Below are 17,135 nucleotides of genomic sequence, written 5' to 3'. Positions count from 1 at the left end.
TGGCACACCTGCCATGCTGGGCACATGGACCTCCCCCGCCCTCGGCCAGCCATCGCCGCGCTCCCCACGTACGTTCCCGGCGCGCGTGGCGACGCGGATCGACTGCCGCCGGTCAAGCTCTCGTCCAACGAGACCCCGTATCCCCCGCTGCCGATGGTGGCTGCGGCCATCGCTGGCGCCGGCGAGGTGGCGCACCGCTACCCCGACATGTTCGCGGTCGAGCTGCATGAACGCATCGGCGCTCATCTGGGGCTCAGCGCGGCGTCCGTGGCTGTCGGCGGCGGTTCCGTCGCCGCGCTCCAGCACGTGCTGCAGGCCTACACGGGTCCGGGCGACGAGGTGATCTTCCCGTGGCGCAGCTTCGAGGCGTACCCGATCCTGACCGCCATCACGGGGGCGACCGCGGTGACGGTTCCGCTCACGTCCGAGGCACGCCACGACCTCGACGCCATGGCGGCGGCTGTCACCGACGCCACCCGGGTGCTGGTGCTGTGCTCGCCGAACAACCCCACCGGCCCGGCGGTGCGCCTCGAGGAGTTCGAACGCCTCATGGCCACGGTCCCTCGGCGCGTCCTGGTGGTGCTCGATGAGGCGTACGTGGAGTTCGTGCGCGATGCCCATGCGGTGGATGGCCTGGCAGCTCTCTCCCGTCACCCGAACCTGCTCATCGCCCGCACGTTCTCCAAGGCATACGGGCTGGCGGCGCTTCGCGTCGGGTACGTCGCCGGCGCAGAGGAACTGATCGCCCCGGTCAAGTCCTGCGTCACGCCGTTCTCGGTCTCCGCCCCGGCTCAGGTCGCGGCCCTCGTCTCGCTCGACGCACGCGACGAGCTGATGGAGCGCGTGGAGACGGTGGTCGCCGAGCGCGCCCGCGTGGCCGATGCGCTCCGCGAGTCGGGCTGGGACGTGCCCGATGCGCAGGGCAACTTCGTCTGGCTCCCCGCGGGCCAGCGCACGGGTGAGGTCGCCCACGCGCTCGCGGCTCTCGAACCTGCGATCCTCGTGCGACCGTTCGCGGGCGAAGGGATGCGCGTCACGATCGGCACGCGCGACGAGAACGACGCTCTGCTGGCCGCGCTCGAGCGCCTGTGACGGGGCGGCCGCTCGTCCCGTCGTTCCTCATCACCTAGAATTCGTAACGTTCGACGGGCAAGCGATACGGCCCATTCTCCGATCTTCGCGAGGTGCACGTGGTGGGTAAGGACGCTGTGACGGTGTCCTACGTCGTGCCCGTGCTGAACGAGGAGCGCTACGTCAGGGCGACGGTCGAGAGCATCCTCGCGCAGGAGGGCGTCACCGATCCCGAGATCTTCCTCGTGCGCGGCGCGTCGACGGACGGCACCAACGCGATCATCGACGAGCTCGCCGCACGGCACCCCGAGATCACTGTCATCGAGAACCCTCGCAACGGCATCTCCATCGCCATGAACCTCGGCTTCGAGGCCGCGACTCGTGACGTGGTGGTGAGGGTGGACGCGCACTCCGTGCTCCCGCCCTCGTACACCCGCATCATGGTGGCGGCGCTGCACGAGTCGGGGGCCATCAACGCGGGCGGCCGCATGAAGGCCGAGGGGCTGACGCCGTTCCAGCGCGCGGTCGCCTGGGCATACAACTCGCGCGCCGGGCTCGGCGGGGGGATCTATCACGTCGGCGGGGAGCCCGGGCCGGCGGAGTCCGCGTACCTGGGTGTGTTCCGTCGCAACGCGGTGCTCAAGGTGGGCGGGTTCGACGAGAGTTTGTCGCGCGGCGAGGACTGGGAACTCAACCAGCGCTTGCGCGCCGACGGCGGCGAGGTGTGGTTCGTCCCCGAGATCGAGGTCGTCTATCGGCCGCGTTCGACGGTGCGGACCCTGTCACGGCAGTTTCTCGCCTCGGGGCGCTGGCGCGGCGAGCTGATGAGGCGCATGCCGGGCCGCGTCTCACTCAGGTACCTGGTGCCGCCCGTGTTCGTGCTCGGCTTGGCCGCTGCGCTCATCGCCGCGGTGGTCTCGCCGGCGCTGTCGGGAGCCGCGCGCGTCGTGGCGCTCGTCATCGCGATCGCTCCCGTGTCGGCCTATGCGCTCTGGGTGGCCGCCGCCGCGCTGGCGCCCGGCGACCTGGATCGGTCCGCCCGGCTGCGCCTGTTCGCGGTGATCCCGCTGACCCAGGTGTCCTGGGGAGCCGGCTGTTTGCTAGGTTTGGTCAGTCCGCGCCGCGGCCTCAGTGGGTTTCACGGGCGATGACGGCTGCGTGAAGGAGCAGGGTGACTCAGAACGACTACAGCGCGCTCGCCCGCGAGGCGGGCCTTGAGCGCGTAGGCGCACGGCCTCCCATCTGGGCTTACCTGAAGGACCTGTGGGCCACCCGTCACTTCGCGATCCTGCTCGCCCGGTTCCGCATCGAGGCGTCCTTGGGCGAGAACCGGCTCGGTCTCGGCTGGATCGTGCTGCGACCCATCCTGTTGGCAGTGATCTTCGGGACCATCTTTGGGCTGATCCTCTCTCGCGACACACGACCTGGGGTCAATTTCATCCCGTTCCTCGTAGTCGGGATCTTCATCTTCGAGTTCTTCTCGAAGTCCTTCAGCGCGGGGGCCAAGTCGATCACCTCAAACTCCTCGCTGGTGCGCAGCATGAGCTTCCCGCGCATGCTGCTGCCGATCGCGAAGATCATTCAGCAGGTGTTCGAGCTCATCCCCATGCTCATCGTGATGGGTGCGATCCTGCTGATCTTCGGCGAGCCGGTGACGTGGGCATGGCTGCTGGTCATTCCAGTCATGGTGCTCATGACGCTGTTCAACACAGGCGTCGCCCTCATCGCCGCCCGGCTCACCGTCCATGTGCGCGACGTCACGCAGATCATCCCCCTCGTGACCCGAGTGCTGTTCTACTCCAGTGGCATCTTCTACTCGCTTGAGGCGGTGCTCGAGGACCGCCCCGGCATCCTCGCCGTCGCTCAGCTGAATCCCGTCCACGGCTACATCACGCTCGTGAGGCAATTCACGGTGTCGGGATCCGACCCCTTGGGGACGCCGGGCTGGATCGTCGTCACCGCCGGCGCCGTCGTCACCTTCCTGGTCGGAGTGGTGTTCTTCTGGAGAGCGGAGGAGCGCTATGGACGGGACTGAGCACGAGACCGGCGAACTGACGGTGGTGGTCGACGATCTCCATGTCGACTACAAGGCCTTCGCCTCCGGCAAGACGGCACGCAGTCAGCGCGCCCTGATGACGCGGCAGCGCGGCGTCCGGATCGTTCACGCACTCAAGGGCGTGTCGTTCGTCGCTCGTGAGGGCGAGTCGATCGGCGTGATCGGCCACAACGGTTCGGGCAAGTCCACGCTCATGCGGGCCATCGCGGGTCTCACCTCCGCGACCTCGGGAGCGGTATACGCGGCCAGCAGGCCGGCGCTGCTCGGTGTCAACGCCGCCCTCATCTCTGATCTTTCGGGTGAGAAGAACGTGATGCTCGGCGGCCTCGCGCTGGGGCACAAGCCCAAGGAGATCCGCGAGCTCTACGATCAGATCGTCGAGTTCTCGGGGCTCGAGGAGTTCATCGACCTGCCGATGAAGACGTACTCGTCGGGCATGCAGGCCCGGCTGCGGTTCTCGATCGCGGTATCTCGGGACCATCAGGTGCTGCTGGTGGACGAGGCGCTCGCGGTGGGCGACAAGGCCTTCCGCCAGAAGAGCGAACAGCGCATTCGTGATCTGCGCGAGCAGGCGGGCACGGTGTTCCTCGTGAGCCACTCGATGAGATCGATCCTGGACACCTGCACCCGCGTCATCTGGATCGACCACGGCAATCTGAAGATGGACGGCGACCCGCAAGAAGTGGTATCCGCCTACCAGGCATCCAAGTGACGGTCGCGAGAGAACCTCTCGCATGACGCTCCAGGCATGGGTGGAGTCCCCGCTCCAGATCCTCAATGCGGTCGAGTACGCCCATGCGCAGCAGGCGTCGATGGTGATCCATGCACGCGGAGGCTCGGAGTCGCTGACCCGTGCGGCGACCCTCCTCGAGCCTCACCTCCCCACGGGCGTCACGGTGCGGCCCGACGGCCGCTCGGCGATGCTGTCGCCGTTCGCAGCGGCGTCGCGACGGATCGTCGGAGACGCCTACTCCGGCCAGGTGCGGGCGGTGATCGCCATGGCCGGAGCACGTCGCAGCGTGCTGGTCGACGATGGCTCGATCATGCTGGCGCTCGGCGAGCAGCTGGCACGCGATCAGGCGCTGCAACGGCCAGGCATCGACGAGGGATGGCCGATGCGCGTGCTGGGCAGGATCGCGACGCACCGCCTTCGCACGGGTCTTGTGAAGGGACGAGTCGAGGTCTTCACCGCGTACGCCGACCGGGCGCCGTTCCGGGAGCTGGCGAAGCTCGGCGGGCGCATCTCGCGCAACACGTATGACTGGGTTCGGGGGGTGCGGCTCGACGAGGCGGCGGCCCTGCGTCCGACGGTGATCGTGGGCGCGGCTCTCGTGCCGGACGGGCATCTCCTGCCCACGCCATATCTCGCGTGGCTGCGCGACCGCGCAGCGCAGGGCGACCTCACCTATGTGCCGCATCGGCGCGAGCACGGCCCGTGGCTCGACGAGATCGCTGCGATCCCCGGTGTGGACGTCCTCGACGCGGGCCTTCCCATCGAGGTGTTGCTCGGGGCTGCCTCGGCTAGCGTGGGGAGCGTCGTGACGATGCCGTCCAGCGTGGTCGCGACCCTGCGCGCGGTGCTGCCGCCCGAGGTGGACCTGGAGGTGCGCGGCATTCCCCCGCAGTGGTGGTCGGAGTCCGCGTCACCGACGATGAAGGCGATGATCGAAGCGATCCAGGAGGACGACCCGTCGTGACTCACGAGCACCCCCAGGCAGTAGCGATCATCCCCGCCCGCGGCGGCTCGAAGGGGGTCCCCGGCAAGAACGTCGCGCCCGTCGGGGGCGTGCCCCTCGTCGGCCGCGCCATCCTCGCGGCGCTGGCGGCCCCCAGCATCGGCGCCGCATACGTCTCGACCGATGACGCGGACATCGCTGCCGTCGCCCGGCAGTACGGAGCCGAGGTGATCGATCGGCCCGCCTCGTTGGCCACGGACACGGCGACGTCCGAGGACGCCCTGCTTCACGCGCTCGACGCGATCACGTCGACCACGGGCCGTGCCCCGCGCGTGCTCGCGTTCCTGCAGGCGACCAGTCCCTTCATCGACTCGGAGGCTCTCGAACGCGCGACCCGTCGGGTGCTCGACGGTGCGGATGACGTGGTGTTCTCCGCGTTCGAGACGTACGCCTTCCTGTGGCGCCGCGGCCACGACGGTGCCGAAGGCGTCAACCACGATCACTCCTTCCGCCCGCGTCGTCAGGACCGGGAGCCCCACTTCCAGGAGACGGGCGCCTTCTACGTGATGCGCGTCGACGGCTTCCAGGATGCCCGCTTCCGGTTCTTCGGACGCGTGGGCCTCGAGCAGGTGCCCGAGGCGACCGCGGTCGAGATCGACACTCCGGACGAGCTGGAGGTGGCGCGCAGGCTGGCCGCGGGGACCGCTGGCGCGCCCGCGCGAACGCTCGAGGTCGACGCTCTCGTCATGGACTTCGACGGCGTCCACACGGATGACCTGGTCTCGGTGGATCAGAACGGTGTCGAGTCGGTGCGCGTCAGCCGGTCCGACGGCATGGGGATCGGCATGCTGCGTGAGGCTGGCCTGCCGATGCTGATCCTGTCGAAGGAGCGCAACCCGGTGGTGGCGGCTCGCGGCGCGAAGCTCGGTGTCGAGGTGCTGCAGGGCATCGATCGCAAGGCCACGGCACTGCGGGACTGGTGCGCGCAGCGGGGCATCGCCCTCGACCGCGTGGCGTACGTGGGCAACGACGTCAACGACATCGAGTGCCTGGAGATCGTGGGCTGGCCGGTCGTCGTGCCCGAGGCGGGTGCCGCCGTGGCGGCGCACGCGCGCCTGGTGCTGACGAAGCCGGGCGGGGCGGGCGCAGTGAGGGAGCTCGCCGAGATGATTCTCAAGGCGCGTTGAGTGGCGCAGCCGCTGCCACCTGAGGTGCCCCGTGCGAAGCGACGCATGTGGGTGCTCGCCGATGCCGACTCGTACCTCAAGTGGGGTGTGACCCGCGCGCTCGAGGCGCAGGAGTCGTGGGATGTCAGGCTGGTGATCGTCGACTCCGCGGTGACGCCCAGCAGCGAGCAGGTATCGGCGGCTGTCGACGGACGGTGGCCCGAGGCCCCGGAGGTGGTGTCGTTCAGCGACGTTCAGCGACAGCTGGTGGCAGACCCCCCCGAAGCGCTCCTGCTCGCATGTCGGGGACCGCTCGTCGAACTGGTGGTGCGGGTGCTGTCGCAGGAGGTCGCACGTCCCCCCGTGACCGTGTGCGGGATCCCGGGGATCTGGATGCCACCGACGGCGCTGGGATTGCGCCTGCGGCAGGGCGTGGACGTCATGGTGGTGCACTCTCAGCGCGAGCGCCGGGCCGCCGCCGAGCTGTCCCAGACCACCGGGGGGCCTTCGGGATATGCCCTCGCAAGCCTGGGGCCCGTGCTCGCAGAGCCGTACCGGGAGCCAGTGCAGACCGTGGTGTTCGCCTCGCAGGCGCTCGTGCCTGTCACTGTCGAGCAGCGTCAGGCGATGGTCACGGCGCTCGTCACGGTGGCGCGTGCCCACCCCGAGGTCGCCGTGGTGATCAAGGAGCGCGGCAGGCAGGGCGAGGAGCAGACGCATCGCGACATCCGACCGTACCCCCAGATCCTGGAGGCGCTCGGGGGCGGGCCGGAGAACCTCACCGTGGGCTACGGGCCGATGCGCGACTACCTCGAGCCCGGCGCCGCTCTCGTGACCGTCAGTTCGACAGCCGTGCTGGAGGCCATTGCGTCCGGCATCCCCGCTCTGTGCCTCGACGACTTCGGCGTCAGCGTCGAGAACATCAACGTGGTGTTCGAGGGCTCGGGACTGTCGGGGTCGTTCGACGACCTTGAACGGCTCGACTTCAGGTGGCCCCGCGATGAGTGGGTGCGAGACAACTACTTCCACGAGCCCGCAGCGAATGACTGGCTCCGCGCGCTCGAGGACGCCGCGGACGGCAGTGCACGTGCATGCCGCGCTGACGGACAGGGTGATCGAAGGGCGCTGCACCGCGCGGCACGTCGGCGCACCGCCCTGGGGTCCCGTGACGTGTGGTGGCGCCGTCCCGCGACGTGGATCGCTGCCGCCATCGTTGCCGGCTGGCAGATCGTCGTGGGGCGTCGTCCATGAGGCGCCGCGATCGCCGGGCGTTAGGATGGCGGAGGCGACAGCCCCGCAGCCGCCATGGTGCAGTGGTGGCCAGCAGGCGCGTTCGAGGCGCATGTGTGGCGAGCGGGCACCGACCCGAGCCGTCGCTCAACCCCGAAAGGAATCTCAGTGTCTGACGCAGTGAAGATCGGCGACGTCCAGATCGGTGACGGCCACCCCGTCTACGTGATCGCGGAGATCGGCCTCAACCACAACGGCGATGTCGGCAACGCCAAGAAGCTCATCGACGTCGCGGTCGAGGCGGGCGCGCAGGCCGTGAAGTTCCAGAAGCGGACCCCGGAGATCGCGACGCCCGAGCACATGAAGTCGACCCCGCGTGAGACGCCGTGGGGCACCATGACGTACCTCGAGTACCGCTACAAGGTCGAGTTCGAGCAGGACGAGTACTCGGAGATCGACGCGTACTGCAAGGAGAAGGGCGTCGTATGGTTCGCCTCGCCGTGGGACGAGCCGAGCGTTGACTTCCTGGAGGGCATGGACGCGGTCGCGTACAAGATCGCCTCCGCGTCTGTGACGGACCTGGGGATGCTGCGCAAGATCAAGGCGACCGGCAAGCCCGTGATTCTGTCGACGGGGATGTCGACCATCGAGCAGATCGACACGGCGGTGGAGACGCTCGGCAAGGACAACCTGATCATCCTGCACGCGACCTCGACGTACCCGCTGCCTCCCGAGGAGGCCAACCTGCGCATGATCCAGACCCTCAAGGACCGCTACGGCGTTCCCGTGGGCTACTCGGGGCACGAGCCGGGTCTCCAGATCTCGATCGCGGCCGTGGCGCTCGGCGCGGTGGCGGTGGAGCGGCACATCACGCTCGACCGCACCATGTGGGGCTCCGACCACGCGGCGTCGCTCGAGCCCAAGGGCCTGATCTCGCTGTGCCGCGACATCCGCATCATCGAGACCGCGCTGGGCGATGGAGTCAAGAAGGTGTTCCCGGGAGAGCTGGCCCCGCTCAGCAAGCTGCGTCGCGTCGACGGCTGACGCGCGACCCGTCGCTCAGTCGCGACGCCGTGACGAGGCCGTGCGGAGGCGCGCGCTGAACCCGAGGGCCGCGAGCACGTTGCGGGCGCTGCGGAGGCGTCGGCCTGCGCCCGATGCGCCCACGCGCCCCAGGAGGCGACGTGCGCCGGTGACCTGGGGGCGGTGGCGCGAAGGAGCACGCGGACCGGAGGACGGCGGGACGAGGAAGTCGTCGGCCCCTGCGCACTGCGAGACGACGGCATGGGCGGCCGCGTCCGCGCGACGGAGAACGTCGGGTCGCATCTGATCGACGACCACGTCGAGGAAGGCCGCCACCGGAACGTCGAGCGGCGGATGCTGGCCGTCATCCAGGCTGGAGACGGTGGCGCGCGTCAGGGCGAGGGCGACTCGAGAGGGATCGTCGGGCGTGGTGATCGCGCGAGCGACGTCTGCGGTGCCAACGCTGAAGGCTGGCAGCCCGAAGATGGCCGATGCGGTGGCGAGGGCGGTGGAGGAGCAGCCGATGACGGCGCTCGGTGGGGTGCGCGCGTAGAACACCTCGACAGGATCGGCAGTCGCCATCAGTCGGAAGTCCAGGGATCGCTCCGCCGCGCGCGCGACGATCGCCGCCGGGAACGTCGGTCGCGCGTGGGGGTGCGGCCTGAATGCGATGGCGTGGTGGCCGGCATCTGCCGCGGCGTCCACCATGCGTGTGTGCAGCCGGTCTTCCTCGTCACCGGTCAGGACGCCCGCATCCCCCCAGCGCTCGCCGAGGATCAAGGCTTCGTCGCCGGGAGTCGGCGCCTGGCTGCCCGCGAGGCCGGCGATCACCGTGCGAATCGCTGGCGACCCCACGGTCACAGTCTCGACGCCGAACTCCACCAGCTGTCGTGGCTGCGCCCCGGGGACGAGGTCCGCGTGGACCACGCGCTCCACGCGCTCCGTGACGCTGCGGGGGATCGACCGGGGTGTGGGTCCGTAGGCGACGAGTCGATCGACCACCAGGTCGATGCGCGCCTCGGGGAACATGCGCGCGAGCGTCATCGACACCTCGCTGTCCAGCGACGCCAGCACGAGTCGCGAGACCGGTCCGCCGGCCATCTCGGCCAGGCGTGCGCGTGCGGCCCTCGCGTGCGAGTCGCCAGCGACCACCGACCCCGGGAGGTGAGGGGCGACGGCCTCGTTGAGGTCGAGCACGGCGTCGAATCGCGAGGCGAGCGACTCGAATCCTGGGGCATCGGCCACTCCCGCCATGACCTCTGGTATCGCGGCCTCGTTCACGGTGACGAGCACGCGGCGCCCGGGAAGGAGATCCTCGTCCACTGCGGCGGCGACGATCGCCGCCGAGAGCATGGAGGCAGTCACGGCAATCGTCGTCATGAGGCTCGACCTTTCGCCGTCAGTGCTCGGGCGATGATGCGCTCGGACATCGACAGGGTGCGCAGGGCATCATCCATCAGGTCGTGGGGGTAGGACGCGAGGAGCGACGACGAGCGGTCGAACAGCTCCGTCTGCAGCGGCGGCGACAGGCGCGCCCGCCGGGCGACGTGAAAGGCGCAGATGCGTGCCGCCGCGGCGGCGGCCTTGGTGATCCAGTCCTCGCGTCCCGTGGGAATCACGATGTCGCGGACCACGCCGGAGGCGTCGAGGAAGTGGAGCGTGTGGGCGTTGCCTGCCTGCGTGAGGGCGGTCGGGTTGTGGTCCTTGCGGTAGAAGTAGCCGTGGAGGTCGACCACCGCCGTGGTCTCTGCCTGCATGTAGAGCCGCCAGAACCAGGGCCGGTCGGCAGCCGTGCGCAGGCGCTCGTCGAAGAGGAACAGGTCGCGAGACAGCCGAGTCGTGTCGTAGATCCCCGCCCACAGGAACGGGTAGTCGACCATGGAGCGAGTCCCAGCGGGGCCGATGCCGGACTCGGCAGGCATCGCCTGGCCCCTCCGCGCATCGGGCGCTCGCTCGAGCGTGCGTCGTGACCGGTCGACGCGCACGTGATCGGTGCGAACGAAGTCGACCTCGAGTTCCTGGATCGCTCTCACCAGCGCGCTCAGGTGGCCGGGCGCGTACCAGTCGTCGACGTCGAGGTAGGTGAGGTACCGGCCGTCGGCGAGGTCCAGTGCGATGTTGCGCGAACGGGCCACGCCCAGGTTGGAGTCGTTGCGCACCACCGTGAGCTCGGGCATGCGTCGGCGGGCCTCGTCGAGGATGTGCGGTGTCGCGTCCGTCGAGTGGTCGTCCACGACGATGAACTGGGTGCCCTCGGCCTGGTTGAGCCGCATGACCTCGACGCACGTGGGCAGGAAGTCCTCAGCGTTGTACATGGGGACGATCACGCTGACGGTGTGCACGACGAACTCCTGAGGGTGATGAGGCAGGGCGACCGGCCTGGACCATCCTATGCGGGGCGGGACCAGGGCCCGAGTGGGACGAACCGCCATCAAGCCCGGCGTGAGCGCGTTACTTCTGTCACACTGGCCCCACCTGTCACGCGACTTCGCGTAATGTGACGACCGTCTGCGTCCGCGCGCATCGCCGAGTCGCATCGGTCACGTGCTATCCAAGGTGGTTCCCATGCCCTTCCCGACACTGAGGGCCCTCGGCCGCGCCACGGCCGCGCTTGCTGCGGCCGTCCTCGCCGTTCCGCTGTTCGCCGTGGCCGCATCGGCCCAGGACTTCTCGGACATCCCGCCGAGCCACAAGTTCTACAAAGAGATCACGTGGGCTGCCCAAGAAGGCATCACCAACGGACTCAGTGACGGCAGGTTCGGGCCGAACTCGTCGGTGACCCGCGACGCCTTCGCCGTCTACCTGTACGAGCTGGCCGGCAGCCCCAGTGTGACGCTTCCCTCGAAGTCCCCGTTCAAGGACGTGACCCCGAGCACCACGTTCTACCGGCAGATGGTGTGGATGGATCAGCAGGGCATCAGCAATGGCTATGCCGATGGCACCTTCCGTCCCAAGGACAACATCAACCGCGACGCGATGGCGGTGTTCATGTATCGGTACCTGGGGGAGCCGTCCTTCACTCCGCCGAGCAGGTCGCCCTTCACGGACATGACCCCCAGGTCGAAGTTCTACAAAGAGGTCGCCTGGATGGATCAGTCGGGGATCTCGGGCGGATACTCGGACGGGACCTTCCGCCCGCGCGACGATGTCACGCGCGGCGCGACCATCGTGTTCCTGTACCGGGCCTCAGGGAGTCCAGACGTCGATCTTCCGGCCATCGTGCCGACGTCCTTCACCGTCAAGGGTGCCGGATTCGGTCACGGCGTCGGCATGTCCCAGTACGGCGCTCAGGCGATGGCACTCGAGGGATACTCGGCCAACAGCATCCTTCAGAAGTACTACACCGGCACGTCCGTCAGCACGGTCGCGGCCGATCGCAACCTCAAGGTCGAAGTGTTCGGATCGGGCACCGACTCCCGCAACAGTGTGGATCTCATCGCCCGCGGCAAATGGCGACTGAGTTTCTATGACGTCGGAGCCACGCCCGCCGACACCTGGTACGGCAATGCGGGAGAGCGTCTCAAGGTCACCCGCGACGGCAATGAAGTGGAGGTCGAACGACCCGATGGACGCACGTTCACGGCAGAGCGTGTGATCCTGAACTGGGAGGGCACTCGCGACTACCAGAGCGGGTCGAGCGTCAAGGCGTACGCCGAGCTCTACAAGCGGGGCACGAGTACGCGCGCTTCGCATGGCACGTACCGTCACGGTCAGCTCCGCGTGAGCGTCCCGAGCGAGTCGTACCCACGGCTCATCATCTCGAACCAAGTGAAGCTCAACACCGAGTACCTGTACGGCATCGCCGAGATGCCCTCGTCGTGGGATCCCGATGCGCTCCAGGCGCAGGCGATCGTCGCCCGAGGGTACGCACTTCGCCAGATGGGCAACTTCTCGGACAACTGCGACTGCCACATCTACGACGACACTCGTGATCAGCAGTTCTCGGGTTGGCAGAAGGAGAACGAGGGAACCAACGCCTACTACGGCAAGCGCTGGGTGGCGGCCGTCGACGCGACCAATGCCTCGAGCGGCACCACGGGGAAGGTCCTCACCTCCGGTGGCTCGATCGCCCAGACGTACTACTACTCGTCCTCCGGCGGACAGACGGAGAACAGCGAGGACATCTGGAGCGCGGCCCTCCCGTACCTGAGATCGGTCGACGACCCCTGGTCCGAGACGAGCATCAACCCCAACCGTGCGTGGACGCAGACCATGTCGCAGTCCAAGGCACGGTCGGTCTTCGGTCTCGCAGACGTGGTGTCGATCCGAGTGGTATCGCGCACGGCTGGTGGCTCGGACGCGGCGGCCACGAAGGTCACGGCGACCTCGTCCACGGGGAAGACGTCCTCGATCACCGGCGCGGAACGCATCCGGAGCAGACTGGCGAACGGCAAGTCGCCGTGGCTGTGGTCGTTCACCCCCAACCACTGACGGGCGGAGTTTCGGCGCGGGGTTGTCCGAAGACCTCTCACCCCTGAGTGTCTGCGGCCTCGCGCGTCAGCTCTCCCGTGCGACTCTGTAGGCGCCGCTGAGGCGTTCGACGAGAACGTCGTGCATCGACTGCGCATAGGTGCTCGTGATGTGGGACCCCTGCCGGTAGACCAGCGCGCCGCCGATGACAGGGGTGCAGGACTCCCCGGGACAGATGTAGTCGTGGAAGTCCACCACCTGGACGTCTGGGACGAGCGCCGCCGCCTTGAGCTGCGTGGGCGCGGCGCTCCATGCGATCGCATCGGCGCGGTCGAACGAGCAGGTATCCATGGCGTCGGGGTTGGCGGCGGTGCACTCGAGCATGATGAGATCCTTCGGCGGCGCCGGATTGTCGAGCACGACGATGATCTCGGTGCCCCGGTCCTGCAGCGCGGTCCAGCGGGCTGCGAGCCCGGCAACCATGTCCTCTTCAGTCCGCTCGCGAAAATCGTCGCCAAGGTACCCGAGGCTCAACCGCTGTGATGTGATGGCGAGATCCTGGGGATTCTCGTCGAGCCACTCGAGCACTCGGCCGTTGAAGACTTCGCACCCGGTGTACGGACGTGTACCACCGTCCGCGGCAGAGCGCGCGTCCGAGAAGGCGCAACTCGACTTTGTCATCACGGTGCCCGACCACCCCAGTTCTGCGAACACTCCGTCGAACGCGTCGGCGTACTGCTGGATCTTGGAGTCCCCGAGGACGACCACCGCGACGTCTCCATCGGGGTCCCCAATGGCGCAAGGGTTGAGTTCATCGCTCGCGGTAGTGGCCGACCAGCATTCGGGGATGTCCTCGTGGGCGACCAAGGGGTTCGGCTCGACTGATCCGTACGACGCGCGCGGTGTCGCCTCGACGGAGGACTCTGGATCGTCTCCCAGCGCCCGGGCCCCGATCACGTCCTCAGGTGGACCCGACGGGGACGTGCTGGTCGTTGCCCCGAGGAGCGGGTTGATGACGACCATGAGCGCCGCAACGACGCTCGCGAGGACGAGGTTGAGACCCACCGAGAGGGAGCCGCTGGCATTGCCGCGGAGCGTGCGCGAGAAGCGGACGGGATCCTCGACGAACCGCCGACTCAGCCACGCCGGAAGAATGCTCGCGAGCACGATCACGACCCCCCACCGACGCCCCTCGAACCCCATCCAGTCCTGCAGCACCACCAGCATCGGCCAGTGCCACAGGTAGAGCGAGTACGAGAGTCCACCGATCCACACGAGCGGTCCCCAGGACAGCACGCGCTGTGCCAGTCCGGACCCTCCGCCTATCGCGGCGGCGATCACGAGGGCCGCTCCCACGACCGGCACCGCGGCGCGCCATCCAGGGAACGGGTCCGTCGCCTCGAGGCCGAATGCGGCGATCGCGATCAGGATGAGCCCCACCCAAGCGAGCACGGCCCGCGTGCGCTGTCCCACGCGGGTCAAGTGCACGGACGCCACTGCGATGATGGCCCCGACGGCGAGCTCCCAGAGGCGGGTGGTGGTCACGAAGTATGCCTTCAACGGCTCCGACGAGGTGTAGAGGAGCGACCACCCGAAGGACGGAATGAGAATCGCCGCCAGGGCGTACAGGCTCGTGGAGCGGAGACCGCGCCCTCGCTTCAGAGCAACGGCCGCCACCACCGCTATGAGCAGGGGCCAGACCACGTAGAACTGCTCCTCCACCGCAAGCGACCAGAAGTGCTGCACGGGCGACACTCCGACGTCCTCGGCCAGATAGTCGACCGAGCGATCCGCGAGTCGCCAGTTCACCACTGAGGTGGCGGAAGCGATGATGTCGCCCGCGAACAGGGTGCGCTGTGTCACCGGCCCCACCGCCCACGTGGCGGCCACGGTGGCAAGGAGGACCACCGTCGCCGCTGGCAGGAGGCGCCGCACGCGGCGCGCCCAGAAAGATGCCATGTGGACGCGGCCCGTCGTCTCGATCTCGCGCAGCAGCAAGCTGGTGATGAGGAAGCCGGAGATCACGAAGAACACGTCCACGCCGACGAAGCCGCCCGAGATGAGCGGAAGGCCAGCGTGGTACGCCAGGACGAGCCCTACCGCGACGGCGCGTAGCCCCTCGATGTCTCGGCGGAAGCCACGCCCATCCGCGCTCCCGGCAAGCGCGCGGGCCGCGTGGCGCGGCTGGGACGCCGGCGGTGCCGTCATTGAGGCCTTCTCCTTGTCGATCGGCTGCTCTCTCGTCACACGGCTGAGCCGCAGATCTCCGCACACCTCGGTGCCGCAGACCAGGAAAGTCAAGCACAAAGGGGAGCACTCGGGTGCTAGCCTGGGCGCGTTCACCTCCCACGCATGCGAGAGGCCTCCCGTTGTCCAGGGTCTTCATCAGCGCCCGCTCGACCTACATGGCGAGTCCCCAGGCGCGAGCGAGGCTCGAGTCCTCCGGTCACGAGCTGGTCGCAGCTCCCGGCGATGCGGACTGGGCGATCGCCTACCACCAGGACGAACTCGACGGCATTCTCGGGGTCGTGCCCGAGGTGGTGCTTCACACGTACGAGCCCTTCTACACGCCTGCGTGGCCCCTCGATGCCTCCGCCGACGGCACGCGCGTGAGGTCGTTCAGCCCGTGGACCGTGGGTCTCGAGGAATCATGGCGGCATTGGCTGACCAATGGTCCGCGCGAGTACGTCGACCCGAGGCAGGGGCGACGGTCCGGCACGGCGCTGCTGGCATCGGTCAAGCCCTTCCGTCACGGCGTGGTGAGCGAAGATCTCACGCAGATCCGCTACGACCTCGGAGTCCGGGGCTACGAGCGCGGCCAGGTGGACGTCTACGGCCAGGGCTGGGACGGCGTCGAGATCGTCGAGGACTCGCGGCATCCGAAGGGAGAGTCGTTCTCGGACGCCAAGCACCGGATCCTCCAAGGGTGCGCCGTCAACATCAGTCTCGAGAGCGCACACGTGCGCGGCTTCGTGACGGAGAAGCTCTGGCAGGCGATCCGGGCCGGGTGTCTCCCGGTGTACTTCGGGTCGTCCTGGCTCGACGAGCTCATCCCCCGAGGCGCATACGTCGACCTGCGCGACTTCGACGGCGTCGACGCGGTCCTGGATGGCATCGCGTCGCTGCGGCGATCGAAGATCGCTGACCGCGTGCTGGAGCTGCAGCGCGCCCTGCGCGAGCTCGAGAGCGGAGCCAAGGGGCGCGATCCCGTGCGCACGCGCTGGATTGACGACGTCGTGGGCTACATCGACTACCGGAATGACACCGCAGTCCGCGCGCAGGGCGGGCTCGGCGCCGGTGCGGCCAGCATCCTGGACTACCGCGACAAGCGTCTCGGTCGGTTCGTCGCCGACATCGAGACACACGTCGCCGAGACGGCGCCGACGACGAGCGTCGCGGACCGCCCTGCCGCGCGCACCGTGTATCTCTCCGACGCGATCCCCTACATGAACAGTGAGGACCGCAAGGACGTCTGGCGTGAACGCGGATTCACGGTGGTCGACGACCCCGCAGACGCCGCGTGGGCTGTCGCCTATCACCAGCGCGAACTGTTCGATCTTGCAGGCCAATCGCCCCGAATCGTCTTTCACACCTACGAGCCGCTGTTCACCAGAAGTCTTCCGCTCTACTCGCGGATCGGCACGTCAGAGGTCTTCTCGTTGGGGGTGTGGACGGCGGGCCTGGAGGACACGTGGCGCTACTGGCTCCGGTCCGGGCCGCGGCAGTACCTCGACCCGGCCGAGGGCGACCGGTCGCGCGCCGTGGTGCTCGCATCGACCAAGGCCTGGGCGCATGACAAGTTCGCCGAAGACCTCACGGGCCTGCGCCACAGGATCGCGGTCGGAGGTCAGCAGCGAGGGCTGTTCGACATCTACGGTCGCGACTGGGGCGATGTCACCACCATGGGCGAGTCTCGGAGCCCCACGGGCGGGTGGCCCGAGGCGAAGCATGCGATCCTCGGTGGCTATTCGTTCAATCTCTGCCTCGAGAACAACCACGTGCCTGGCTTCGTGACAGAGAAGCCGTGGCAGGCCATTCGCGGTGGATGCCTCCCCATCTACTACGGCTCGAGCTGGATGGACAGACTGTTTCCGTCGAAGGAATATCTCGATCTCCGCGACTACGAGTCGATCGAGGCGCTCTACGAGCACATGGAGCGGATGCCTCGCGACGAGATCGTGGCGCGGGTGCGACGCCTGCAGGACCAGTTGAAGGAGCTCGAGCAGGCAACGGAGGGTGGCAAAGCGGCCCAGGGCCTGTCCTGGCTCCAGGACGTGGCCTCGTTCATCGAGGGAGTCGATGAGAATGACGCGCGTCGCGGCACGGCGTGGGACGTCTCGCACCTGGCCGCGCGTGACTTCGCGCTGCTCGCGCAGCGGGGAGATCCCCTCCCGGAGCCGCGTCCGCTCCGTGCGGTGCAGCCACCCCGCCGTCGCTGGTGGCAGTCGCGGAGTTAGGCCGGGGCTTCCGTGCCACAGGTGCGCGCGGGCTCTTCATCACGCG

At 68.3% G+C, this 17,135-nt stretch carries 13 protein-coding genes; 10 read left to right on the top strand and 3 right to left on the bottom strand.

Translation table 11 applies throughout. The annotated features are described in order from the left end of the window. Nucleotides 1-24: 24 nt before the first annotated feature. The 8 genes from hisC to QQX02_RS05840 all read left to right on the top strand — a co-directional run bounded on the left by hisC (nucleotide 25) and on the right by QQX02_RS05840 (nucleotide 8,243). Nucleotides 25-1,092: a histidinol-phosphate transaminase gene (gene hisC, locus QQX02_RS05875; protein ID WP_301141842.1), complete on the top strand. Its 1,068-nt coding sequence runs from the start codon at nucleotides 25-27 to the stop codon at nucleotides 1,090-1,092. A gap of 101 nt (nucleotides 1,093-1,193) precedes the next feature. Beyond that, nucleotides 1,194-2,222, top strand: a complete 1,029-nt coding sequence (locus QQX02_RS05870) for a glycosyltransferase family 2 protein (protein ID WP_301141841.1) — start codon at nucleotides 1,194-1,196, stop codon at nucleotides 2,220-2,222. A gap of 20 nt (nucleotides 2,223-2,242) precedes the next feature. Next, entirely contained in the window at nucleotides 2,243-3,106 is an 864-nt protein-coding gene (locus QQX02_RS05865; RefSeq protein ID WP_301141840.1) for an ABC transporter permease, read from the top strand. Next, a complete protein-coding gene (locus QQX02_RS05860; RefSeq protein WP_301141839.1) occupies nucleotides 3,093-3,839 on the top strand; it encodes an ABC transporter ATP-binding protein in 747 nt (248 codons plus the stop codon). The genes QQX02_RS05865 and QQX02_RS05860 overlap by 14 nt, the downstream gene beginning before the upstream one ends. Before the next feature lie 22 nt (nucleotides 3,840-3,861). Then, entirely contained in the window at nucleotides 3,862-4,824 is a 963-nt protein-coding gene (locus tag QQX02_RS05855; RefSeq protein WP_301141838.1) for a hypothetical protein, read from the top strand. Then, complete coding sequence (locus QQX02_RS05850; protein ID WP_301141837.1) at nucleotides 4,821-5,990, top strand: acylneuraminate cytidylyltransferase; 1,170 nt, start codon at nucleotides 4,821-4,823, stop codon at nucleotides 5,988-5,990. The genes QQX02_RS05855 and QQX02_RS05850 overlap by 4 nt, the downstream gene beginning before the upstream one ends. Beyond that, a complete protein-coding gene (locus tag QQX02_RS05845; protein ID WP_301141836.1) occupies nucleotides 5,991-7,220 on the top strand; it encodes a DUF6716 putative glycosyltransferase in 1,230 nt (409 codons plus the stop codon). It begins immediately after the preceding gene. A gap of 147 nt (nucleotides 7,221-7,367) precedes the next feature. After that, a complete protein-coding gene (locus tag QQX02_RS05840) occupies nucleotides 7,368-8,243 on the top strand; it encodes an N-acetylneuraminate synthase family protein (RefSeq protein WP_436968502.1) in 876 nt (291 codons plus the stop codon). 15 nt (nucleotides 8,244-8,258) lie between these two features. Here the strand turns inward: QQX02_RS05840 and QQX02_RS05835 are convergent, their stop codons facing one another. Then, a complete protein-coding gene (locus tag QQX02_RS05835; RefSeq protein ID WP_301141835.1) occupies nucleotides 8,259-9,602 on the bottom strand; it encodes a polysialyltransferase family glycosyltransferase in 1,344 nt (447 codons plus the stop codon). Then, nucleotides 9,599-10,564, bottom strand: coding sequence for a glycosyltransferase family 2 protein (locus QQX02_RS05830; protein WP_301141834.1), 966 nt, complete (start codon nucleotides 10,562-10,564; stop codon nucleotides 9,599-9,601). The genes QQX02_RS05835 and QQX02_RS05830 overlap by 4 nt, the downstream gene beginning before the upstream one ends. A 223-nt stretch (nucleotides 10,565-10,787) precedes the next feature. On the opposite strand from QQX02_RS05830, the gene QQX02_RS05825 reads away from it, so the two are divergent. Continuing rightward, the gene (locus tag QQX02_RS05825) at nucleotides 10,788-12,653 is read left to right on the top strand and encodes a SpoIID/LytB domain-containing protein (RefSeq protein ID WP_301141832.1); all 1,866 of its coding nucleotides are present in this window, start codon (nucleotides 10,788-10,790) and stop codon (nucleotides 12,651-12,653) included. A gap of 66 nt (nucleotides 12,654-12,719) precedes the next feature. On the opposite strand, the gene QQX02_RS05820 is transcribed toward QQX02_RS05825, so the two are convergent. Continuing rightward, a complete protein-coding gene (locus QQX02_RS05820) occupies nucleotides 12,720-14,933 on the bottom strand; it encodes an acyltransferase family protein (RefSeq protein WP_301141831.1) in 2,214 nt (737 codons plus the stop codon). Between the two features lie 68 nt (nucleotides 14,934-15,001). On the opposite strand from QQX02_RS05820, the gene QQX02_RS05815 reads away from it, so the two are divergent. Further along, nucleotides 15,002-17,089, top strand: coding sequence for a glycosyltransferase family 10 domain-containing protein (locus tag QQX02_RS05815; RefSeq protein WP_301141830.1), 2,088 nt, complete (start codon nucleotides 15,002-15,004; stop codon nucleotides 17,087-17,089). Nucleotides 17,090-17,135: the final 46 nt, after the last annotated feature.

This window comes from Demequina muriae (assembly GCF_030418295.1).
In the GTDB taxonomy this organism is placed as follows: domain Bacteria; phylum Actinomycetota; class Actinomycetes; order Actinomycetales; family Demequinaceae; genus Demequina; species Demequina muriae.
This window is presented reverse-complemented; position numbering and strand designations above follow the sequence as displayed.

Excerpts from the sequence above, each read along its gene's own strand:
- QQX02_RS05825 (WP_301141832.1), top strand. The coding sequence starts at position 10,788 with ATGCCCTTCCCGACACTGAGGGCCCTCGGCCGCGCCACGGCCGCGCTT.
- QQX02_RS05860 (WP_301141839.1), top strand. The coding sequence starts at position 3,093 with ATGGACGGGACTGAGCACGAGACCGGCGAACTGACGGTGGTGGTCGAC.
- QQX02_RS05855 (WP_301141838.1), top strand. The coding sequence starts at position 3,862 with ATGACGCTCCAGGCATGGGTGGAGTCCCCGCTCCAGATCCTCAATGCG.
- QQX02_RS05835 (WP_301141835.1), bottom strand. The coding sequence starts at position 9,602 with ATGACGACGATTGCCGTGACTGCCTCCATGCTCTCGGCGGCGATCGTC.
- hisC (WP_301141842.1), top strand. The coding sequence starts at position 25 with ATGGACCTCCCCCGCCCTCGGCCAGCCATCGCCGCGCTCCCCACGTAC.